At 72.9% G+C, this 22,075-nt stretch carries 19 protein-coding genes; 6 read left to right on the forward strand and 13 right to left on the reverse strand.

Annotation, left to right across the window (positions count from 1 at the left end; genetic code table 11):
- The first annotated feature begins 6 nt into the window (after window positions 1-6).
- Together ACFY04_RS05550 and ACFY04_RS05555 are read left to right on the forward strand one after the other, a co-directional pair.
- Window positions 7-1,575 carry a 3-hydroxyacyl-CoA dehydrogenase gene (locus ACFY04_RS05550; RefSeq protein WP_389114329.1) on the forward strand — a complete coding sequence of 523 codons (1,569 nt, stop codon included), beginning with the start codon at window positions 7-9 and terminating at the stop codon, window positions 1,573-1,575.
- Window positions 1,572-2,159 carry a TetR/AcrR family transcriptional regulator gene (locus ACFY04_RS05555; RefSeq protein ID WP_389114330.1) on the forward strand — a complete coding sequence of 196 codons (588 nt, stop codon included), beginning with the start codon at window positions 1,572-1,574 and terminating at the stop codon, window positions 2,157-2,159. The genes ACFY04_RS05550 and ACFY04_RS05555 overlap by 4 nt, the downstream gene beginning before the upstream one ends.
- 91 nt (window positions 2,160-2,250) lie before the next feature.
- Here ACFY04_RS05555 and ACFY04_RS05560 read toward each other — a convergent pair whose 3' ends face one another.
- A complete protein-coding gene (locus ACFY04_RS05560) occupies window positions 2,251-2,829 on the reverse strand; it encodes an Lrp/AsnC family transcriptional regulator (RefSeq protein WP_389114331.1) in 579 nt (192 codons plus the stop codon).
- Between the two features lie 178 nt (window positions 2,830-3,007).
- On the opposite strand from ACFY04_RS05560, the gene pdhA reads away from it, so the two are divergent.
- Genes pdhA through ACFY04_RS05575 form a run of 3 tightly spaced genes read left to right on the forward strand, consistent with a single transcriptional unit; the run spans window position 3,008 to window position 6,476 of the window.
- Window positions 3,008-4,144: a pyruvate dehydrogenase (acetyl-transferring) E1 component subunit alpha gene (gene pdhA / locus ACFY04_RS05565; RefSeq protein ID WP_351152265.1), complete on the forward strand. Its 1,137-nt coding sequence runs from the start codon at window positions 3,008-3,010 to the stop codon at window positions 4,142-4,144.
- A gap of 47 nt (window positions 4,145-4,191) precedes the next feature.
- On the forward strand, window positions 4,192-5,160 hold the full coding sequence (locus tag ACFY04_RS05570) for an alpha-ketoacid dehydrogenase subunit beta (RefSeq protein ID WP_189738634.1): 969 nt from the start codon (window positions 4,192-4,194) through the stop codon (window positions 5,158-5,160).
- Entirely contained in the window at window positions 5,160-6,476 is a 1,317-nt protein-coding gene (locus tag ACFY04_RS05575) for a dihydrolipoamide acetyltransferase family protein (RefSeq protein WP_389114332.1), read from the forward strand. The genes ACFY04_RS05570 and ACFY04_RS05575 overlap by 1 nt, the downstream gene beginning before the upstream one ends.
- 153 nt (window positions 6,477-6,629) lie before the next feature.
- Here ACFY04_RS05575 and ACFY04_RS05580 read toward each other — a convergent pair whose 3' ends face one another.
- The 10 genes from ACFY04_RS05580 to ACFY04_RS05625 all read right to left on the reverse strand — a co-directional run bounded on the left by ACFY04_RS05580 (window position 6,630) and on the right by ACFY04_RS05625 (window position 18,623).
- Window positions 6,630-7,607 carry an NAD(P)H-quinone oxidoreductase gene (locus tag ACFY04_RS05580; RefSeq protein ID WP_389114333.1) on the reverse strand — a complete coding sequence of 326 codons (978 nt, stop codon included), beginning with the start codon at window positions 7,605-7,607 and terminating at the stop codon, window positions 6,630-6,632.
- Window positions 7,608-7,633: 26 nt separating this feature from the next.
- Window positions 7,634-8,734 carry a potassium channel family protein gene (locus ACFY04_RS05585; RefSeq protein ID WP_389114334.1) on the reverse strand — a complete coding sequence of 367 codons (1,101 nt, stop codon included), beginning with the start codon at window positions 8,732-8,734 and terminating at the stop codon, window positions 7,634-7,636.
- The gene (locus tag ACFY04_RS05590; RefSeq protein ID WP_389114335.1) at window positions 8,722-10,050 is read right to left on the reverse strand and encodes a molybdopterin molybdotransferase MoeA; all 1,329 of its coding nucleotides are present in this window, start codon (window positions 10,048-10,050) and stop codon (window positions 8,722-8,724) included. Before ACFY04_RS05590 ends, ACFY04_RS05585 begins: the two co-directional genes overlap by 13 nt.
- Window positions 10,047-10,910: an NTP transferase domain-containing protein gene (locus ACFY04_RS05595; protein ID WP_389114336.1), complete on the reverse strand. Its 864-nt coding sequence runs from the start codon at window positions 10,908-10,910 to the stop codon at window positions 10,047-10,049. Before ACFY04_RS05595 ends, ACFY04_RS05590 begins: the two co-directional genes overlap by 4 nt.
- A 281-nt stretch (window positions 10,911-11,191) precedes the next feature.
- Window positions 11,192-11,728 (reverse strand): bacterial proteasome activator family protein, encoded by a 537-nt coding sequence (locus ACFY04_RS05600; RefSeq protein WP_314243029.1) that lies wholly within the window; start codon window positions 11,726-11,728, stop codon window positions 11,192-11,194.
- 107 nt (window positions 11,729-11,835) lie between these two features.
- Window positions 11,836-14,592: an FtsX-like permease family protein gene (locus ACFY04_RS05605; protein ID WP_389114825.1), complete on the reverse strand. Its 2,757-nt coding sequence runs from the start codon at window positions 14,590-14,592 to the stop codon at window positions 11,836-11,838.
- Window positions 14,593-14,693: 101 nt separating this feature from the next.
- Window positions 14,694-15,440, reverse strand: coding sequence for an ABC transporter ATP-binding protein (locus tag ACFY04_RS05610; RefSeq protein ID WP_389114337.1), 747 nt, complete (start codon window positions 15,438-15,440; stop codon window positions 14,694-14,696).
- 25 nt (window positions 15,441-15,465) lie between these two features.
- Window positions 15,466-16,119 carry a PadR family transcriptional regulator gene (locus ACFY04_RS05615; RefSeq protein ID WP_373037360.1) on the reverse strand — a complete coding sequence of 218 codons (654 nt, stop codon included), beginning with the start codon at window positions 16,117-16,119 and terminating at the stop codon, window positions 15,466-15,468.
- A 97-nt stretch (window positions 16,120-16,216) separates the two neighbouring features.
- The gene (locus tag ACFY04_RS05620) at window positions 16,217-16,714 is read right to left on the reverse strand and encodes a hypothetical protein (RefSeq protein WP_389114338.1); all 498 of its coding nucleotides are present in this window, start codon (window positions 16,712-16,714) and stop codon (window positions 16,217-16,219) included.
- 229 nt (window positions 16,715-16,943) lie between these two features.
- Entirely contained in the window at window positions 16,944-18,623 is a 1,680-nt protein-coding gene (locus ACFY04_RS05625) for a protein kinase (RefSeq protein WP_389114339.1), read from the reverse strand.
- A 229-nt stretch (window positions 18,624-18,852) separates the two neighbouring features.
- Here ACFY04_RS05625 and ACFY04_RS05630 point away from each other — a divergent pair, with 229 nt between their 5' ends.
- A complete protein-coding gene (locus ACFY04_RS05630) occupies window positions 18,853-20,454 on the forward strand; it encodes a protein kinase (protein WP_389114340.1) in 1,602 nt (533 codons plus the stop codon).
- 70 nt (window positions 20,455-20,524) lie between these two features.
- Here ACFY04_RS05630 and ACFY04_RS05635 read toward each other — a convergent pair whose 3' ends face one another.
- Together ACFY04_RS05635 and ACFY04_RS05640 are read right to left on the reverse strand one after the other, a co-directional pair.
- Window positions 20,525-20,941: a pyridoxamine 5'-phosphate oxidase family protein gene (locus tag ACFY04_RS05635; protein ID WP_389114341.1), complete on the reverse strand. Its 417-nt coding sequence runs from the start codon at window positions 20,939-20,941 to the stop codon at window positions 20,525-20,527.
- A gap of 199 nt (window positions 20,942-21,140) precedes the next feature.
- Entirely contained in the window at window positions 21,141-21,803 is a 663-nt protein-coding gene (locus ACFY04_RS05640; protein WP_373037355.1) for a response regulator, read from the reverse strand.
- Window positions 21,804-22,075 lie beyond the last annotated feature (272 nt).

Below are 22,075 nucleotides of genomic sequence, written 5' to 3' on the forward strand. Positions count from 1 at the left end.
CAGGGCATGACAGCAATCGAGCGGTCCCGCACTGTGGCGGTCGTCGGCGCCGGCACCATGGGACAGGGCATCGCCCAGGTCGCCCTTCTCGCAGGTCACCGCGTGCTGATCTACGACATCAACGCCGCTCTCGCCGCCGACGGCGTCGGTTTCGTCCAGGACCGGATCGACCGGATGGCCGCCAAGGGCCGACTGGACCGCGCCGAGGCCGAGGAGACGATCGGCCGGATCGCTTCGGCCGGCGACCTCGCGGACCTCGCCGGGGCCGCCCTCGTCATCGAGGCGGTGGTCGAGAACGTCACCGTGAAGCAGAAGCTCTTCGCCGCCCTCGAAGAGGTGGTCGCGCCGGACGCGCTGCTGGCCACCAACACCTCCTCCCTCTCGGTCACCGAGCTCGCCGCCGGGCTCGCGCACCCCGGCCGCTTCCTCGGCCTGCACTTCTTCAACCCGGCCCCGCTGCTCCCGCTCGTCGAGGTGGTCAGCGGCTTCGCCACCGACCCGGCCGCCGCCGAGCGCGCGTACCGCACCGTCCTCGGCTGGGGGAAGACGCCGGTCCGCTGCGCCGACACCCCCGGTTTCATCGTCAACCGGATCGCCCGCCCCTTCTACGCCGAGGCCTTCGCGGTGTACGAGGAGCAGGGCGCCGACCCGGCCACCATCGACGCCGTGCTCCGCGAGAGCGGCGGCTTCAAGATGGGCCCCTTCCAGCTGACCGACCTGATCGGCCAGGACGTCAACGAGGCCGTGACCCGCTCGGTGTGGGAGTCCTTCTTCCGCAGCCCGAAGTTCACCCCCTCCCTCGCCCAGCGCCGCCTCGTCCAGTCGGGCCGCCTCGGCCGCAAGACCGGGCACGGCTGGTACCCGTACGGTCCGGACGCCGAACCCGCGCTCCCGCACACCGCCGCGCCCGAGCAGGCCCCGGCGAAGGTCACCGTCGTCGGTGACCTCGGCCCGGCCGCCGGCCTGGTGGACCTGCTGGAGGAGGCCGGGATCGCGGTCGCGGCCACCGAGCAGGGCGGCCCGTACATCCAGCTCCCCGGCGAGGGCCAGCTGGTCCTCGCGGACGGCAAGACCTCGGTGGAGTTCGCGGACGTCGTCTACTTCGACCTCGCCCTCGACTACCGCGGCGCCACCCGGATCGCGCTCTCCGCGAGCGAGGACACCAGCGAGCGGACCCTCGCCGAGGCGATCGGCCTCTTCCAGAAGCTGGGCAAGCAGGTCTCCGTGATCGGCGACGTCCCCGGCATGATCGTCGCGCGGACCGTCGCGATGCTGATCGACCTGACGGCCGACGCGGTCGCCCGGGGGGCCGCCTCCGCGGAGGACGTCGACACGGCGATGCGGCTGGGCGTCAACTACCCGCTGGGGCCGGCCGAATGGCACGACCGGCTCGGCCGCGACTGGGCCTACGACCTGCTGCACAACCTCGACGAACGCGTCCCCGGCGGCCGCTACGCGCCCTCCCTCGCCCTGTTCAAACTGGGCTACGAGGAAGGCTACGAGGAAGGCTACGAGGAAGGCGACGAGGCCGGCGACGACGAGGGCGACCAGGACGACACGGGGGAGAACGAATGACGACGGCCAAGCGGGACACCTACACCCCCGAGACACTGCTGTCGGTCGCCGTCCAGGTCTTCAACGAGCGCGGCTACGACGGCACCTCCATGGAGCACCTCTCCAAGGCGGCGGGCATCTCGAAGTCCTCGATCTACCACCACGTCGCGGGCAAGGAGGAACTGCTGCGGCGGGCCGTGAGCCGTGCCCTCGACGGGCTCTTCGGGATCCTGGAGGAGCCGGGCGCGGTACGCGGCCGGGCGGTCGAGCGCGTCGAGTACGTCACGCGCCGCACGGTCGAGGTGCTGGTCGGCGAGCTGCCCTACGTGACGCTGCTGCTGCGCGTACGCGGCAACACCCGCACCGAGCGCTGGGCGCTGGAACGCCGCCGCGAGTTCGACCACCAGGTCGCGGACCTGCTCAAGGCCGCCGCGGCGGAGGGCGACCTGCGGGCCGACGTGGACATACGCCTCGCCACCCGGCTCCTCTTCGGCATGGTCAACTCCCTGGTCGAGTGGTACCGCCCGCACCCGGGCGACGGCCACGCCCAGCTCGCCGACGCGGTGGTCCACCTCGCCTTCGACGGCCTGCGCACCGCCAGCTGACCCCGCTGAACCCCTGGGCACCCGACCGCCCCCGGAACGGCCGTACAGGCCGCACCGGGGGCGCTGTCACACCCGGACGGCCGAGGACCCCCTAAGGCGTGTCCTCGGCGATCGTCGGCGCGCCGCCGCCGGGGCCCGGGCCGGTGTCCAGGAGATCCGTTTCCTCGAAGACCAGCAGGGTGCGGGTCGACAGGACCTCCGGGATGGCCTGGAGCCGGGTCAGGACCAGCTCGCGCAGGGTCCGGTTGTCCGGGGTGTGCACCAGCAGCAGGACGTCGAAATCGCCGCTGACCAGCGCGATGTGCGCCGCGCCAGGGAGCCCGCGCAGCTGTTCGCGGACCGTGCGCCAGGAGTTCTGGACGATCTTCAGGGTGATGTAGGCCGAGGCGCCCTGCCCCGCGCGTTCGTGGTTGACGCGGGCCGTGAACCCGCGGATCACCCCGTCGTCGATGAGCCGGTTGATGCGGGCGTAGGCGTTCGCCCGCGAGACGTGCACCTGCTCCGCCACCGACCGTATCGACGCACGGCCGTCCGCCTGGAGCAGCCGCATGATCGACCGGTCGATCGGATCCAGGGGACGGGGTGCGACGGGAGGGCCTGAAGTGGCTCCCGGGGCGCCTCCCGGCGCAGCCGGTGCGGGACCCGTTCCGGCCATTTGTTCATCCGGCATTGCCCGATGCCTCCCTCTCCTGGACGTCCTGCATCCATCCCAGGGCCCCGGCGCCCGTTTGTCCACAGCCTGGAGCCGCCTGTAGCCAAATTGCGCAGACAACCGAACAATCGGTAGGTGAGGGGCCTCACACCCGGGGCACCCCCTGCCCGCTTCCCACGAGGAGGTGTACGCCGCCATGACGGTCCAAGAGCTGCCCGGTGCCGGTGCGTCCCACCGTTCCACCCAGCCGCCCGCCTGGAGCCCCCGCACGGATGCCGCGCCGCTGCTTCCGGACCCCGAGCCCTACCGGGTGCTGGGCACCGAGGCGGCGGACCGGCTCGACCCGGAGCTGATGCGCCGCTGCTATGCCGAGCTGGTGCGCGGCCGGCGCTACAACGCCCAGGCCACGGCGCTCACCAAGCAGGGCCGGCTCGCCGTGTACCCCTCCACCGTCGGCCAGGAGGCCTGCGAGATCGCGGCCGCACTGGTCCTGGAGGACCAGGACTGGCTGTTCCCGAGCTACCGGGACACCCTGGCGGCCGTGGCGCGCGGACTGGACCCCGTACAGGCCCTGACCCTGCTGCGCGGCGACTGGCACACGGGATACGACCCGCGCGAGCACCGCATAGCCCCGCTCTCGACCCCGCTCGCCACCCAGCTGCCGCACGCGGTGGGCCTGGCGCACGCGGCCCGGCTGCGCGGCGACGACGTCATCGCCCTCGCCATGGTCGGCGACGGCGGCACCAGCGAGGGCGACTTCCACGAGGCACTGAACTTCGCCGCCGTCTGGCAGGCGCCCGTGGTCTTCCTCGTGCAGAACAACGGCTTCGCGATATCCGTCCCCCTCGCCAAGCAGACCGCCGCCCCGACGCTCGCCCACAAGGCCGTGGGCTACGGGATGCCCGGCCGGCTGGTCGACGGCAACGACATCGCCGCCATGCACGAGGTGCTGACCGAGGCGGTCCGGCGGGCCCGGGCGGGTGGTGGTCCGACGTTGATCGAGGCCGTCACGTACCGCATGGAGGCCCACACGAACGCCGACGACGCGACCCGCTACCGCGGTGACGCCGAGGTCGAGGCCTGGAAGGCGCACGACCCGGTCGAGCTGCTGGAGCGTGAGCTGACCGCCCGCGGGATCATCGACGAGGCGGCGATCCAGGCCGTGCGCGACGATGCCGAGGTGATGGCCGCGGCGCTCCGCGAGGGGATGAACGCGGACCCGGTGGTGGACCCGATGGACCTGTTCGCGCACGTGTACGCGGAGCAGACGGACCGGCTGCGGGAGCAGGCGGCCATGCTGCGCGCAGAGCTGGAAGCCGAGGACCAGGCGTGACGACGGTGGCGGCGAAGTCCGCGAAGTCGGGGGCCAAGCCCGCGACGATGGCGCAGGCCCTGACCCGGGCGATGCGCGATGCGATGGCCGAGGACCCGACGGTCCACGTGATGGGCGAGGACGTCGGGACGCTGGGCGGGGTCTTCCGGATCACGGACGGGCTCGCGAAGGAGTTCGGCGAGGAGCGCTGCACGGACACCCCCCTCGCGGAGGCGGGAATCCTGGGCGCGGCGGTCGGCATGGCCATGTACGGGCTGCGGCCGGTGGTGGAGATGCAGTTCGACGCCTTCGCCTACCCGGCGTTCGAGCAGCTGATCTCGCACGTGGCGAAGATGCGCAACCGCACCCGCGGAGCGATGCCGCTGCCGATCACCATCCGGGTGCCCTACGGCGGCGGGATCGGCGGTGTGGAGCACCACTGCGACTCCTCCGAGGCGTACTACGTGGCCACGCCCGGCCTGCACGTGGTGACCCCGGCGACGGTCGAGGACGCCTACGGGCTGCTGCGCGCGTCGATCGCGAGCGACGACCCGGTGGTCTTCCTGGAGCCGAAGCGGCTCTACTGGTCGAAGGCCGACTGGCGGCCCGAGGCCCCGGCGGCCGTGCCGGGCATCGGCAAGGCACTGGTCCGGCGGACCGGCACGAGCGCGACCCTGATCACCTACGGGCCCTCGCTGCCGGTGTGCCTGGAGGCGGCCGAGGCGGCGCGCGAGGAGGGCTGGGACCTGGAGGTCGTGGACCTGCGCTCGCTGGTCCCCTTCGACGAGGACACGGTCGTGGAGTCCGTACGCCGCACCGGGCGCGCGGTGGTGGTCCACGAGGCCGGCGGCTTCGGCGGACCGGGCGCGGAGATCGCCGCCCGCGTCACCGAGCGGTGCTTCCACCACCTGGAGGCGCCGGTGCTGCGGGTGACGGGCTTCGACATCCCCTACCCGCCGCCGATGCTGGAGAAGCACCACCTGCCGGGTGTCGACCGGATCCTGGACACCGTGGCCCGCCTGCAGTGGGAGAACTGATGCCGCAGGTAATGGAATTCAAGCTTCCCGATCTCGGGGAGGGCCTGACCGAGGCCGAGATCGTCCGCTGGCTGGTCGCGGTGGGCGATGTCGTCGCCATCGACCAGCCGGTGGTCGAGGTCGAGACGGCCAAGGCGATGGTGGAGGTTCCGTGCCCCTACGGCGGTGTGGTCACCGCCCGTTTCGGGGAGGAGGGCACGGAACTGCCCGTCGGAGCACCGCTGATCACCGTGGCGGTGGGGGCGGTGTCGCTCCCGGAGGCCCCGGCCGCGCAGGCGCCCGAGGCCGAGGGCTCCGGCAACGTGCCCCGGCCCCTGATCGGCTACGGCGAGGACCACTCGCGTCCGGCGCGTCGGCGACGGGTGCGACCCGTCACCGCCGCGGTCTCGGCGCCCGTCGCGGCTCCGGCCCCGGCGGTCCCGGTGACTCCTGCCGGGCCGGTTCCCGTGATCTCGCCGCTGGTGCGCAAGCTGGCCAAGGACGGCGGGGTCGACCTGCGCGCGCTGCAGGGGTCGGGACCCGAGGGGCTGATCCTGCGGGCCGACGTCGAGGCGGCGCTGGCCGCGCTCCGGGCGCCCGAACCGGCCCCGGCCGCCGCGGTGGCGCCGCCGGCGGCGGTGTCGGCACAGGGCGAGCGGATCCCTCTCAAGGGGGTGCGCGGGGCGGTCGCCGAGAAGCTGTCGCGCAGCCGCCGGGAGATCCCGGAGGCCACCTGCTGGGTCGACGCGGACGCCACCGAGCTGATGGCCGCCCGGGCCGCGATGAACGCCGTGGGCGGGCCCAAGATCTCGGTGCTCGCGCTGCTGGCCCGGATCTGCACGGCCGCCCTGGCCCGGTACCCGGAGCTCAACTCCACCGTGGACCTCGCGGCCAAGGAGATCGTCCGGCTCCCGTCGGTGCACCTGGGCTTCGCCGCGCAGACCGAGCGGGGCCTGGTGGTCCCGGTGGTCCGGGACGCGCAGCACCGCAATCCGGAGTCCCTGTCGGCGGAGTTCGCCCGGCTGACCGAGCTGGCCCGGGCCGGGAAGCTGGCCCCGGCCGATCTGACCGGCGGCACCTTCACCCTGAACAACTACGGGGTGTTCGGGGTCGACGGCTCCACGCCGATCATCAACCACCCCGAGGCGGCGATGCTGGGCGTGGGCCGGATCATCGACAAGCCGTGGGTCCACGAGGGTCAGCTGGCGGTCCGCAAGGTCGTCCAGCTGTCGCTGACCTTCGACCACCGGGTGTGCGACGGGGGCACGGCGGGCGGCTTCCTCCGCTACGTCGCGGACTGCGTCGAATCCCCGGCGGTCCTGCTGCGCAGCCTGTAGCCCAGCGCGGGCCCGGCGGGGCGGAAACCGCTGCGCGGAGTTTCTCCCCGCCCCGCCCTTCCGCCGTTTCCCGGGGCTCCGCCCCGGACCCCGGTCCGCAAACGCCGGCGGGGCTGAAAATTCAGCCCCGCCGGCGTTTGAGGCGGCCCGGCTTCACACCGTGAGCAGGAGCTTGCCCACGTGGGAGCTCGACTCCAGGACGCGGTGGGCCTCGGCGGCCTGGGCCATGGGGAACGTCGCGTGGACCACCGGGCGGATCCGTCCCGCGGCCAGCAGCGGCCACACGTGCTCGCGTACGGCGGCGACGATGGCCGCCTTCTCCTCCAGCGGGCGGGCGCGCAGCGAGGTGGCGGTGATGGCCGCCCGCTTGGCCAGCAGCGCGCCGAGGTTCAGCTCGGCCTTCACCCCGCCCTGGAGCCCGATCACCGCGAGCCGCCCGTTCACGGCCAGGGCGTCCACGTTCCGGGCGAGGTACTTCGCGCCCATGATGTCCAGGATCACGTCCGCCCCGGCCCCGCCCGTCGCCTCGCGCAGCGCGGCCACGAAGTCCTGTTCGCGGTAGTCGATCAGGATGTCCGCGCCCAGTTCCTTGCAGCGCGCCAGCTTCTCCGGGCCGCCCGCCGTCACGGCGACCGTCGCGCCCACCGCCTTCGCCAGCTGGATCGCCATGGTCCCGATCCCGCTGGACCCGCCGTGCACCAGCAGGGTCTCGCCGGGGCGGAGCCCCGCCACCATGAACACGTTGGACCACACGGTCGTGACGACCTCGGGCAGCGCGGCCGCCGTCACCAGGTCCATGCCCGCCGGAACCGGCAGCAGCTGCCCCGCCGGCACGGCCACCCGCTCCGCGTACCCGCCGCCCGCCAGCAGGGCGCACACCTCGTCGCCCACGGACCAGCCGGACACCCCCGGCCCCATCGCGGCGATCCGCCCGGAGCACTCCAGTCCCGGATGGCGCGAGGCGCCGGGCGGCGGATCGTAGAACCCCTGTCGCTGGAGTACGTCGGCGCGGTTCACGGCGCTCGCCGCGACCTCGACGAGGACCTCGCCCTCGCCCGGCACCGGATCGGGTGCGTCGGCCCAGACCAGGGCCTCGGGGCCGCCGGGCTGCTCGATGGTGATCGCATGCATGGCCCGGAGGCTACGCCACGGCGCGGCTACTCGGCAGCTCCGAACCTCACCTGCGGCGAAGCCGGCGGCGTCGCCCGCACGATGGTGATGAGACGGTCCGTCAGCTGGATCGGGCTCGCGTGCGGATCGTCGTAGGGGAGCAGCCGGTGGCCGCGCAGCACGCTCACGACCAGGTCCTCGGTGTCCCGTACCGACTTGCCGGCCTCGGACTTGCGGGCGGGGCGTTCGACGAGGTCGAGGCCGCTGCCCTGCTGGATCAGGTCCTCCATCACGGTGCCCGCGCTCGGGCTGAGCACCGAGAGGCCCAGCAGCCGGCCGGCCGCGCTCGCGCTCGTGATGACCGCGTCCGCGCCGGACTGGCGCAGCAGCGGGGCGTTCTCCTCCTCGCGCACCGCCGCGACGATCTTCGCCCCGCGGTTGAGCTGCCGGGCGGTCAGGGTGACCAGGACCGCCGTGTCGTCCCGCTGGGTGGCGATGACGATCTGACGGGCCTTCTGCAGCTCGGCGCGGAGCAGGACGTCGGAGCGGGTGGCGTCGCCGACCACGCCCGTGAACCCCTCCGCGTTGGCCGTGTCGATCACCTTGGCGCTCGGGTCGACGATGACGACCTGTTCCTTGGAGAGGCCGGTGGCCAGCAGCGTCTGAAGGGCGGAGCGGCCCTTCGTGCCGAAGCCGACGACGACCGTGTGCTCACGCAAGTTCTTCCTCCAGTTCTTCAGCCGCCACTCTTCCCTCGTCCGTTCCGTCAGGACTTCCAGGGTGGTACCGACCAGGATGATCAGGAACAGCACGCGCAGCGGGGTGATCAGCAGGATGTTGATCAGGCGTGCGCTGTCGCTGTACGGCACGATGTCGCCGTAGCCCGTCGTGGACAGCGTCACCGTGGCGTAGTAGAAGCAGTCGAGGAGATCGACCTGCTCGTTGGCGTTGTCGTGGTAGCCGTCGCGGTCCAGCCACACGATGAGGACCGTCAGGAAGAGCACGAACAACGCCATCAGCAGGCGCTTGGTGACCTGCCTCAGCGGGTTCTCGACGATGCGTTTGGGCAGCTTGATGCGCCGGGAGACGAGTTTCTCGTCGGCGCCGCGGGCCATGGAGTCCTGGCCGTGCAGTTTCACGTGAAACATCCTCCAGAAGCCCAGGGCAGATCGAGAATCTCCAGTTCCTGCCCGGACCGCGCGCCTTTGGGCGGTACGACGGCCAGCGCGTCGGCGGCGGCCACACCGCGCAGCATCGCAGGTCCGTGGTAGCGCAGCGGCACCGCGTGCTCGTCGCTCAGCACGACCGGGACCAGCCGGGTGTCGTACGGGTGGCCGGGCACGTCGCCCTGCACCGGCGCCGTGTAGCGGGGGCGCCTGCGGCGGCCGGCGAGGGCGCGCAGCAGGGGTTCGGCGAGGGTCAGCAGCCCGGAGACGGCGGCCAGCGGGTTGCCGGGCAGCCCGACCACATGGCGCACCGTGTCCCCGTCGGGGGTCCCGGACCCGATGCGGGCCAGCAGCATCGGGTGCCCGGGGCGCACCGCCACCCCGTCGACCAGAAGTTCGGCGCCGGCCTCGCGCAGCACCGGGTGAACGTGGTCGACGGGTCCGGAGGCGGTACCGCCCGTGGTGACCAGCACATCGGCGGTGCTCGTGGTGACGGCCTCCAGCAGGGCCGCGGCCCCCGCCGGGTCGTCGCCGAGCAGCCGCGTGCCGATGACCTCGGCGCCGAGGCGCTCCATCCAGGGCCCGAGCATGGGGCTCAGGGCGTCGCGGACCAGCCCCTCGTGCGGGAGGCCCTCGGTGAGCAGCTCGTCGCCGAGCACCAGGATCTCCACGCGGGGGCGGGGCCGGGTGGTCAGCTCGTCGTACCCGGCGGCCGCGGCGAGCCCCAGCACGGCCGGGGTGACCAGGGAACCGGCGGGCAGCAGCAGGTCGCCGGAGCGGCACTCCTGGCCCCGCGGGCGGATGTCCTGGCCGGTGAGGACGGTCCGGTCGGCGAAGAGCTGGGTGCCGGCCTCGCGGCAGTGCTCGCTGCGGATGACGGCGGTGGCGTCGGTCGGGATCCGGGCGCCGGTGGCGATCCGGACGGCCTCGCCGTCGGTGAGGGGCTCCGGCCGCTCGGAGCCGGCCAGGACGCCGCCGCCGGCGCGCACGCTCCAGGGGCCGGGGCCCGCGACGGCCCAGCCGTCCATGGCGGAGGTGTCGAAGGACGGCAGGTCGGTCAGCGCGTCCAGGGGGGTGGCCAGGACCTCGCCGAGGGCGTCCGCGAGGGGCAAGCGGTGGGTACGGGGCCGCACCCTGCTCCCGGCGTGGGCGGCGGTGTCCCGGGCCCGCTGCCAGCCGGACGCGCGGTGGCCGCCCGCGCCGCCGCCCGCGCCGCCCGTGCCGCCGCCCTCGGGGGCGCGGCTGACGAGCGCCAGGGCCTCGTCGAGGGCCTGCTCGGCGGAGTTCGTGGGGGTCATCCGGAGCCGTTCTGTTCGGCGGTGTCGGCCGCTGCCTCGTCGGCCCACCGCAGCGCCAGGTCGGCCGCCTTGCGGGAGGCCTCGGCGACGGCCTGGGCGGGGTCGGCGCCGGTGGCGGCGGCGTGGGCGGCCGCGTAGCCGACCAGGAAGGTGGTCAGCGGGGCGGCGGGCCGGGCGACGCCGTGGGCGGCGTCCCGGGCGAGGTCGAGCAGGGTCTTGGTGTCGACGGGGAGGTCGATGCCCAGTTCGCTCTTGACGGCGGTGATCCATTGGTCCAGCACGCTTCCATGCTCCCTGATCCTGGCGCGGGCGGCGGCGAGATCGTCCCAGGTGTCGCAGTCGAAGGAGGCGAGTGGCCGGGACGTGACGCGGGCGAGATCCAGTTCGGCGGTGAGGGCACGGAGCGGGAGCCCGGTGAGGGTGCCGTGCTCGGCGGCGAGCAGGGCGATCTCGCGGCGCAGCGGCTCGGCCCGGTAGGCGGCTACCAGCGGCTGGTCACGGCCGTCGGGGTCGCGCAGCATCGCCCCGTCCGCGCCGGGGGCTTCCAGCAGGGCCCGTACGGTCTCCCGGTCGAGGAACGGCAGGTCGGCGGAGAGTACGAGGACCAGCTCGGCGGTGGTCCGGCGCAGCCCGGCGTCCAGCGCGGCCACGGGGCCGCCGCCGGGCGGGTCCTCGCGGGTCCACCGGACCGGGCGCGCGGTGGCGCGGCGACCGCCGACCACGACGGTGGTCCGGGCGTCCGGGCAGGCGTCGAGGACGCGGTCGAGGAGTGCGCGGCCGCCGACGCTCAGCGCGGGCTTGTCGGCCCCGCCGAGTCGGCGCGCGGCGCCTCCGGCCAGCACGATCGCGTCGTAGCTCATGCCCTTGAGTATGCGGCGGCCATGTCCCCGGCGGGGAGCCGCACTTCTCGGGGGCCTCTGCCGCCGGGTGCCGGGTGCGGCGCCGTTGCCGGGGGCGCTGCCCCCTGACCCCCGCGCCTCAAACGCCGGCGGGGCTGAAGGCGGCGCCTCAAACGCCGGCGGGGCTGAAGGCGGCGCCTCAAACGCCGGCGGGGCTGAAGGCGGCTGATGACGGCGGAAGCGGGCCGGGCCGCGCCGGTGGGGCGTGGGCCGGACCCGCTTTTTCTGCTGTCCGCCGGGGACTAGAGGTAGGGGCCCGAGCGGATCGCGCCGTGGCCGCCGTCCTCGTCGTCGTGCGGCCCGCCCGGCGGGAGGGCGCGGCGCATCTGCTCCAACTGGGCCCGCGCCGCCATCTGCTGCGCGAACAGGGCCGTCTGGATGCCGTGGAAGAGGCCCTCCAGCCAGCCCACCAACTGGGCCTGGGCGATCCGGAGTTCGGCCTCGGAGGGAATGGCCTCCTCGGTGAACGGGAGCGACAGGCGCTCCAGTTCCTCCACGAGCTCCGGGGCCAGGCCGTCCTCCAGCTCCTTGACCGAGGCGGCATGGATGTCCTTGAGCCGGACCCGGCTCGCCTCGTCGAGAGGCGCGGCACGTACCTCTTCCAGGAGTTGCTTGATCATGCTGCCGATCCGCATGACCTTGGCGGGCTGTTCGACCATTTCCGTCACCGGGACCTCGCGCGACTCGTCATCGGCGTCGCCGACCGCCGTCCCGTCCTGTCCCACGATCAGGACGTGCGGGGGGCTGTCCTGCGACCGTTCACTCCTCGGCATCTCCATGCCGTCATTCTCTCGCACACCTCCGTACTCACACGGTGTGCCCCCGTACAGTCGTGATCCACCCTGTACGGGGGCACCAAGCGTGGCACCGGTCCCAGCCTCCGGCCCTACCCCGCGGCCCGGCGGGCCAGCGCGCCGCTGGAGCGGGTGACCAGGGCCGCCAGCAGGGCCGCGCCCAGCGGAACCACGACGACCAGCCCGCCGAGGGTCTCCCAGGGCAGGGAGATCGGTACGAACGGCAGCGCCTCCGACACCGACGCGAAGCCCTGCTCGATCGACTCCCGGTAGAGCGCCTCCGCTTCCCGCTGCTCCGTCAGGCGCAGGCCGACGGCGGGCAGGATCCCGGCCGCCGAGCCCAGGACGACGCCCATCAGGGCGACCACCCCGCACTGGAAGCCGCTCAGCGTCCGCCGCACCCGCGGTGCCGCGCCCACCGCGGCCAGCGTCTTCAGGTCGGCCTCGGCGTCGGCCTGGGCCAGCCCGGTGGCGATGCCGGCCGCGCCGATGGTGACGAGTCCCGCGAAGACGGCGAGGGCCAGCATGACGAGGCTGTTGTCGCCCTCGTAGCCCGCCTCGATGCGCAGGGAGGCCTCCACGCCCATCCGGTCGATCTCCCCGTCCATCCTCTGGCGCTGCTCGCTGGACGCCGCCCCGTCGAGGCTGAAGTACGAGCCCACGGGCGCGGTGACCAGTCCGGCGGCCTTGGCCGCCGAGGGCGGCAGGATCAGCTCGACGCCCCAGCTCTGGGCCGAGTCGGGCGCCACGTGGACGGGGAGGACCTTGTCCTCACCGGGCGTATCGTCGTAGCGCCCTTGCCTGATGTCGTCCTCGCCCTGCTCGGTGATGATCCGCAGGGTGATCTGGCCGTGCCTGACCTGGCGCTTGTCGAAGGAGACGGCCTGGCCGGCCTTGAGGGCGGCCACGGAGCCCGGGTCGGTCACCGCGAGCACGCTCAGCACCTTCTCGTCGCCGACGAGGACGGAATGCTGCGTGCCGAACCGGGAATCCTGGCAGCGCCAGTCCTGGCGCAGTTCCTTGCGCTGCGCCTCGGGGAAGGCCGCGCTGCCCTTGGCGTCCTCGTAGAGCGGGCAGCGCTGCTCCTTGGGCGTGATGACCTCGGCCCGGCCGCAGCCGGGATCCCCGGAGAACGACTCGCAGCCCGGCTTGCCGACGACCAGCCGGTCGATGTCCGCCCGCTGTGCCAGCGGCAGTTCCCTTGAGAGGGCCTCGCGCAGCGCGGGCACCTCCTTGTAGGCGCCGTTCTCGCTGGTCTCCAGCAGCCCGGTGCCGTGCGGCAGCTCGGCCCGGTACTCGTGGCGCATCTGGGCGTCGTAGCTCTGCTGGTACGTCGCCACGGCGACGGTTCCGGCCACGGCGGCCAGCACGGCAGCCACGGCGGGGGCCGTACGCCCGCGGTTGCGCACGGCGTCGCGCAGCGCGAGCCGCGGCGACAGCGGCAGCCACCGCCCGAGCCGGCCGAACAGGCCGACCAGGACCGGGGTGAGGGCGACGATGCCGAGTTCGGCGAGGGCGCTGCCGCCCGCGACGACGGTGCTGCCCAGCTCCGAGGTGGTGCCGTAGAGGGCGATCGCGGCGCCGGCGGCGACGGCGATCAGGCCGACGACGGGCAGCACCCGGTTGGCGCGGCGGATGCCGCGGCGGCCGGTCAGCGAGGCCAGCACGGTCTGCCGCGAGGCGGTGACGGCCGGGACGATCGCGGCCAGCAGGCCGGTGATCACGGCGAGCAGGGCGATGCCGGCCAGTTCCAGCGGACGGAAGTCGAGGCCGCCGAAGCGGTTGCCGAGCGTTTCCTCCAGCACCGGCCGCAGCACGACGGTGAGCAGGACGCCGACGACGGTGCCGATGACGGCGGCGACGGCGCCGATGACCAGGCCGCCGGAGAGCACGATCGAGCGGATGTGGCGCCGGTCGCCGCCGTTGGCGCCGACCAGGCCCAGCTGGCGGCGCGAGCGGCGGGCGCCGACCGCGAAGGCCGGTCCGGCGAGCAGGCAGATCTCCAGCATGGCCAGGCCCACGACGGTGGCCAGGATGGCCATCTCGACGGCCTTGTTGCCGTTGTTCTCGAACATCGCCTTCGGCTCGTCCCGGTAGAGCGGGACCTCGGAGTCGGCGGGCGGGTCGAGGATGACGGCGCGGGAGACGACGACCAGGCCCTTGGCGTTGGCCGCCTTGACCGCGTCCCAGGTGACACCCGCGCCGCCGACCTTGACCAGGTAGTTGTCCTCGGCGCTCACGGTGCGCCCGCCGGACGCCACCAGCGCCTTGTTCAGCGGGGCGATCAGCGTCCCGGGCGGGGCGGTGATCTCGGGGCGCCCGAGCTCGTCCGGCAGCTCGTAGGCGCCGACGATCTTGTACGGGGAGGTGGCGCCGCGCGGGGTGACCGAGGAGCCGACGAAGAGGCCGGAGTCCTTCAGGAAGGCCTGGGTGGCGATGACCTCGCCCGGGGCCTCGGGCAGCCGGCCGCGGCCGAGCGTGATCATGCCCTTCACCAGCGGGCTGTGCGTGTCGAGTTCGCGCAGCTGGGTGTCGAGCAGCCCGTGCGTGGTGCGGACCTTGGCGTAGCCGTTGCTGTCCTTGAGGACCTGGGAACCGGCCGGGAGCAGGGACTCCACCGGTTCCGGCTTCTCCCGCGAGGCCTTCGAGGGGTCGTAGTCCTTGTAGCCGCCGACGGGCACGGATCTCGTGCCGTCGGGGGTCTGGTTGATGGGCCCGGACATGTGCGAGTGGCTCACCCGGGCGTCGGCGGCGCCGATCATCCGGGTGACGGTCTGCTCGGGGGAGAGTTCGGCGCTGCGCAGCGTGAGGTCGGCGGCGCTCACCCCGACGATCGGCAGGGCGAGCATCGCGAGGACGAGGGAGCTGCGGCCCTTGGCGCGCCAGGCGTCGCGGCGGGCTATGCGCAGGGCCGCGACCCAGGAGTGGTACCAGCCTTGGAGCGGAGAGGTCACTGGCCGGCCGCCTGCCCGGAGAGGAGGGAGTCGGCGTGGCTGCGCAGGGTCTCGTCGACCACGCTGCCGTCGCGCAGGAAGACCACGCGGTCGGCCCAGGCGGCGAAGCGCGGCTCGTGGGTGACGAGGATTCCGGCGGCGCCCGCGTCGCAGCGGGCACGCAGCAGGGCGAGGACGGACTCGCCGGTCTCGGAGTCGAGGGCGCCGGTCGGCTCGTCGGCGAGGACCAGGCGGCGGTCGCCCACGAGGGCGCGGGCGATGGCCACGCGCTGCTGCTGGCCGCCGGACATCTCGTCGGGGAAGCGGTCGGCGAGCTGGCCGAGGCCCATCTCCTCCAGCGCGGCGAGCGCGGAGGCGCGGGCCTTGCGGGCGGAGGTCCCGTCGAGTTCCCGGGGCAGCGCCACGTTCTCGGCGGCGGTGAGGGCCGGTATCAGGTTGTAGTCCTGGAAGACGTACCCGATGCTGCGGCGGCGCAGGGCGGCCAGCTGCTTGCGGCTCGCCGCGGTGATGTCGGTGCCCTCGACGATCACCCGGCCGCTGCTCGGGGTGTCGAGGCCGCCCGCGAGGGTGAGCAGCGTGGACTTGCCGGAGCCGGAAGGGCCCATGACGGCGACGAGTTCGCCGGGGAAGACGGAGAGGTCGATCCCGCGCAGGGCGTGCACCTCGGTGGCGCCGCTGCCGTGCGTGCGGACGAGTCGGTCCAACTGCAGTACGGGCTGCTGGGGCTGGGGCTGGTCAGGCATGGAGTGTCCCCCCTGGAACGGTGGTTCAGCCACGGCGCGTACGAGCGGTACGGGGCGGGGTGGTGGTGGTCGGGGCCGGGGTCCCGGCTGCGGCGGCCTGGGGTCGTTCGGGTTCCGCGGCTCTCCGGTCGGCCGGCAGGGAGAGCCGGACGAGCCGGGCTTCGCAGTGGTCGAGCCAGCGGGCCTCGGCCTCGGTCTGGAAGATCAGCTGTTCCAGGACGAGCAGCCAGGCCACGTCGTCGCGTTCGCGGGACCGGCCGCTCTCGACCGCGGCGAGCGCCGTGGCCTTGAGCCGGGTGTAGTCCTGCATCGCCTTGATCGTGGCATGCCGCTGGGACTGGATGACGGCGCGGATGTCCACGCCGGGGGCGCCCACGGCCATGGCGAGTTTGATGGACAGCTCGTCGCGGGGCGGGTTGGCCCGGTCGACGGGCCGCTCGTACCACTGGAGCAGCTCGGTGCGCCCGGCGTCGGTGATGGCGTAGAGGGTGTGGCCGGCGGCGTCCTCGCCGCCGGGGGCGACGAGGCCGTCCCGTTCGAGACGGGCGAGGGTCGTGTACACCTGCCCGACGTTGAGCGGCCAGGTGGAGCCGGTGCGGGATTCGAACTCGGTGCGCAGCTGGGAGCCGTACCGAGGACCCCGTTCCAGCAGGGCGAGTAGCCCGTGACGGATCGACATACTCGGTATATATACCGAGTATGTTCACGCGCGGCAACCGTCCTGAGGTGTACGTCGCAGGGGGGACGCCGCCCGGAGGGGGGAAGGTCCGGGCCGCTCACATCCCCCGGCGCAGACGCATCCCGAGGTAGCCGAGACCGAGGCCCATCAGGGCGAATCCGGTGCCGAGCGGCAGTATGTGCGCGGCCAGGTCGGCGGCCCGGTCGTTGGTCCCGGTGCCGAGGGCGTCGACCACCGCCGACGGCGGGCTCGGGGCGGCGACGGCGGCCGTCGGCGGACGCGGGGTGGTGGCGGTGGGCTCGGTGGGATCGGCGAGTCCGGTGCGCGGGCGCGCAGGCAGCGGCCGGGAGGCCACCATCAGCTCCGGGTTGGCGGGCTCGCCGACCGGCCGCCCGGGGCGCTCACGCCCGACTCCGGCGACGCTTCCGGCCAGCTCCTCGTAGGGGTCGTCGGGCGAGGCGGGTGCGGCGGGCGCGGCGGCCTGCCTGGCCGGGGTGAGGAAGGGCCCGGCGGACGCGGAAGCGGTGGGTGCGAGCGCGGCGGCGGCCAGGGCCGCGCAGGCCAGCCAGTGCGGCGGGCGGAAGCCTTGGATCACGGGGAGCCCCTCCCGTCCCGAGCCACGAGCTGCTCGCTGCGCGTCAGAGATATGCGCCCAGATTTACATAGTGGGGCAAAAGCGGCATCCCGGACGCTCCATCGGGGTGTCCGGGATGCCGGTGTGTCGGACTGCGCTCCGCCGGGGCTCCGCCGGGGCTCCGCCGGGGCTCCGCCGGGGCTCCGCCGGGGCTCCGCCGGGGCTCCGCCGCGCGGCGGAGCCCGTCCCGCTATTCGGGGTTGCCGGTCGACACGGTCAGCGTGTACTCCGTGTTTTCCTTGTCGATCTTCTCGCCGGCGGCCGGGGACTGGAACAGCACCGTGTCCTTGCCGTACACGGCCTCGTCCTTCGGCACGATGTTGTACCTGCCGCCCGAGGCCTGGATGCACTCCTTCACGGAGAGCAGGTTCTTGTACTTGAGGTCCGGCGCCGAGTACTTGCCGGCCTCGCTGTAGTGCCTCACCGGCTCCGTGCACTTCTTCGGGTCGATCGTGCGCGTGAGGTCGGGTCCCTTGAACCCGGGCTTCGCGGAGGCCGACGCGGACGCGGAGCTCCCCGGGTCCGCCGTGGTGCCCCCCTTGCCCTTCTCCTCGTCGCCGTTCATCGCGATCGCCGCGATCAGACCGCCCACGGCCAGCAGCGCCACCGCGATCGCGCCCACGACCACCGGCATGTTCCGCTTGCCGTCACCGGACGCCGCGGACGAGCCCGCCGCGGACGGCGAGCCCGTCGGGGAGATCGTGTACGGCGGCGGGGTCTGCGGGGCGTACTGCTGCTGCGGCGGGGGCGTGTGCGGGTAGGCGTAGCCGCCCTGCGCGTGCTGCTGCGGGGCCGGCGTCGGCGCGTACGGGGCCGGCGGCGGGGTCTGCGGCGCCTGGTACGGCTGCTGCACCGACTGCGGCGGCGCCTGGTACCCGGACTCCACCGGCGGGAACACGGCCGAGGCCACGCCCGCGCCGCTGCTCAGGGGCCCCTGGCCCTGGACGATGACCGGCGCCCCGGCCTGCCCGGCGCCCAGCACCCGCGCGACCTCGTCCCCCATGGCCGCGGCCGTGGGGAAACGCTCGTTCGGGTTCTTCTTCAGGGCCCGTGCCACCAGAGCGTCCATCGCCGGGGTCAGCGACCGGTTGACGGAGGACGGGGCGACCGGCTCCTCCTGCACGTGGGCGTACGCGATGGCCAGCGGCGAGTCCGCGTCGAACGGGATCCGCCCGGTCAGCAGCTGGAACAGCATGATGCCGACCGAGTAGAGGTCGGAACGGGCGTCGACCCCGCGCCCCAGCGCCTGCTCGGGCGAGAGGTACTGGGGGGTGCCGACGACCATGCCGGTCTGCGTCATCGAGGTGACCCCCGACTGCATGGCGCGGGCGATGCCGAAGTCCATCACCTTGACCACGCCGCGCTTGTTCACCATGACGTTGCCGGGCTTGATGTCGCGGTGGACGAGCCCCATCTCGTGGCTGGTCTCCAGGGCGGCCAGCACGTCGGCCGTCACCTTCAGCGCCTTGTCCGCGGGCATGGCCCCGTACTGGCGGATGTCCTCCTCCAGCACCGAGCCCAGCGGCCGGCCCTCCACGTACTCCATGACGATGTACGGCATCACCGCGCCGTCGCCCGCGGCGGCGCCGCCGAACGTCACTTCGCCTTCGCCCGTGTCGAACACCGAGACGATGTTCGTGTGCGACAGTTTCGCTACAGCCTGGGCCTCGCGGCGGAACCGTTCGCGGAAGGACTGCTCGCGGCCGAGGTCGCTGTGCAGCGTCTTGATGGCGACCTGCCGGTCGAGGGCCGAGTCGTACGCCAGGTACACCGACGCCATGCCGCCCGCACCGAGCAAGTCCCTTAGCTGGTAACGGCCACCGGCCAGAGAGCCGCCCGCGTACTGGCCCTGAGTGCCGTCCTGGCTCATGACTGTTGCTTCCCCTCGGGATGTGTCCCCACGCCGCTGGCCGGGCGCATATGGCGCCCAGTCTGCCCGAGGGCAAGCACACGTCAAGCCAGGTGCCCGTTCCGTGACCACACGGGCACAGGCCGCCTTGTCCGAACGGTGACCGGTTCCGAGGCTGTAGCGTTCACCGGAGCACCGACGAAGAGGACGACCGCAGCGCGGCGGCCGAGAGATACGACGGCGAGGACTGATGGCACCCGAACCCGATGGAAACGGCGCCGGGATGACCGATGGTCCTGAGCACTGGGGCGCCGGCGGCCTGGTGGGAGACGGCCGTTACCGGATGACGCACCGGCTGGGCCGCGGCGGCATGGCCGAGGTGTTCGCGGCCGAGGACGTGCGGCTGGGCCGCACCGTCGCCGTGAAGCTGCTGCGCGCGGACCTCGCCGAGGACCCGGTGTCCAAGGCCCGCTTCACGCGCGAGGCGCAGTCCGTCGCCGGACTCAACCACCACGCCGTCGTCGCCGTGTACGACTCGGGCGAGGACCGGGTCGGCCCGAACACCGTCCCGTACATCGTGATGGAGCTCGTCGAGGGCCGCACCATCCGCGAGCTCCTGCTCAGTGCCGAGGCCCCGGGCCCCGAACAGGCGCTCATCATCACCTCGGGCGTGCTCGAAGCCCTCGCGTACTCGCACCAGCACGGCATCGTGCACCGCGACATCAAGCCCGCGAACGTCATCATCACCGAGACCGGCGCGGTCAAGGTGATGGACTTCGGCATCGCCCGCGCCCTGCACGGCGCCCAGTCGACGATGACCCAGACCGGCATGGTCATGGGCACCCCGCAGTACCTGTCGCCCGAGCAGGCCCTCGGCAAGGCCGTCGACCACCGCTCCGACCTGTACGCGACCGGCTGTCTGCTCTACGAACTGCTCGCGCTGCGTCCCCCGTTCACCGGCGAGACCCCGCTGTCGGTGGTCTACCAGCACGTCCAGGACGCGCCGGTGCCGCCCTCGCAGCTGCCGGAGGGGCGTCACCTCCCGCAGGAGCTCGACGGCCTGGTCATGCGCTCCCTCGCCAAGGATCCGGACGACCGGTTCCAGAGCGCCGAGGAGATGCGCGGGCTGGTCCAGTACGCGCTCCAGATGCTGCACGACCAGGGGCCGAACACCGGCACCTGGGGCACCGGCCCGGTCACCATGTCCCTGCCGCACGGGCGGGGCGGTGCCGCCGCCACCACGGCCATGCCCGTGAGCGGGACCGGCGGCCAGCAGTACGGTGCGCACGCCTCGACCTCGCAGTTCCAGCAGCCGATGGTGCCGTCGCTGAACCCGGACGACGGCTCGGCCTTCCCCGGCGGCCACGGCCAGGCCGGCAACGGCGGTTACGACGGCTACGACGACCGCGGCGGCAGCGGCAGCCGCTGGAAGGCGTGGCTGTTCGCGGTCCTCGCGATCGTCGCGGTCCTGGGCGGTGTGGCCTACGCCGTCAACAGCGTGGGCAAGAGCGACAAGAAGAAGCCGGAGACCACCCAGAGCACCCCGGGCGAGCAGCCGAGCAAGTCGGCGTCCCCGAACCTCACTCCGCCGCCGCAGACCCAGGACAACACCCCGCCCACCAGCGACAATTCGCCCCAGCCGACCCGCAGCCGGACGCAGAGCTTCAGCCCGACGCCGACGGCCACCGCGACGCACTCGCCGACCGGTACGGCCTCGCCGAGCAGCTCGGCGGTGACGAAGTCCCCGACGGCCCCGCCGACGAAGCCTTCGACGACGCCGTCGACGAAGCCCACGGAGACCACCGGCGGCGCCGGCGGCCCCGGCGGTGGCGGCACCAACTCGGAGGAGTAAGACGGATACGCGGACGGGCCCGGCGGAATCAATTCCGCCGGGCCCGTTCCCGTATCCGCGTGAGCGCGGGTCAGAGCGCGTACTGGTACTGCCGGTCCGGATTCCGGGCGAGTGAGTGCACGGTGACGAACTGGGGTTCTATCCGCATGTAGACGGGGTCGAAGACCTGGCCGTCGATGAAATGAGGAACCGGACCAAAAAGCTCCAGTTCAGCGTTGGTGGGTTCGGTGACCTGCGCCGTTCCGGTGAACTGCACCGACCAGAGCTCGGGGTCCGGCGCATGGGAATTGTCGGCCCCGTAGGCCACCACGCTGCCGTTGCAGGCCTGGTGGTAGCCGAAACCGGAATGCATTCTCAAGATCACTCTGCCGTCCGCCACGATATGGCGGGCGAGCGCGAGGAAGGGCAGCGCGCGCATGCTGGTGGCCACGCGGCCGTACGGCACCCGGCGCAGCAGTTCGACGGCGTGGAGTTCCTCGGGGGACATGCCGTCCACTCTCGGCCACCGACACCCCGCCGGGGAAGAGCAGCCCGCCCCGAGGGCCGGGGACGTTGGTCCCGAAGGGAACGCCGAGCTCCGCGGTACCCGTACCGTCACCCGCGTGTCACCGCACGTGACCGGCGCGATTGGCGCGATTGGCGGGCGGCGGAGCATCGGGCGGCGGGAGCGGCGCGGGCTGCGGGGGTCAGCGCCGCTCGGCCTGCAGGCGGGCCACGTAGGCGGCGGCCTGGGAGCGGCGCTCCATGCCCAGCTTGGAGAGCAGGCTGGAGACGTAGTTCTTGATCGTCTTCTCGGCCAGGTGCAGCCGCTCGCCGATGACGCGGTTGGTCAGGCCCTCGCCGATCAGGTCGAGGATCTTCCGCTCCTGCTCGGTGAGGTGGGCGAGGCGGTCGTCGCCCCGGCCGCTCCTGCCGCCGTCGCGCAGCCGCTCCAGCACGCGGGCGGTGGCGACCGGGTCCAGCAGCGACTTGCCGGCGGCGACATCGCGTACGGCGCTCAGCAGCTCATTGCCGCGGATCGCCTTGAGCACGTAACCGGAGGCACCGGCCATGATCGCGTCGAACAGCGCCTCGTCGTCGGCGAAGGAGGTCAGCATCAGGCATTTGACCTCCTCGTCCTGCGAGCGCACCTCGCGGCAGACCTCCACACCGCTGCCGTCCGGGAGCCGGACGTCGAGGACGGCCACGTCGGGACGGGTGGCGGGGATGCGGACCAAGGCATCGGCGGCGGTACCGGCCTCGCCGACGATCTCGATGTCGTCTTCGACCGACAGGAGCTCGTGGACCCCCCGGCGTACCACTTCGTGGTCGTCCAGGAGGAATACCTTGATTTTTCCGTCTTCGCGCACGAAGTCAGTTTCACACACTCACCCCTTCCCTGCCGGAGTTACCCGGGATAACGTGCCGTTGTTCCCGGCCCCTGCAAGGCTGTGACCAGTGGTTGTTCCCGTCGCTGCGTTTTTACTAGGAAATCCAAGCAAAAACGCAGGTCAAACGGGGTTTCGCAGTTATGCGGCGCACTGGGTAACGTGCATTGCGCAGGGCACTCGCCGGGACACCTGTCACGCCTGAATCCCCGTACGCGAAGCGCACCCACCCCGTGCGCTCGTTACGGATACAG

Source organism: Streptomyces sp. NPDC001549, assembly GCF_042894025.1.
Taxonomy (GTDB): Bacteria; Actinomycetota; Actinomycetes; order Streptomycetales; family Streptomycetaceae; genus Streptomyces; species Streptomyces kutzneri.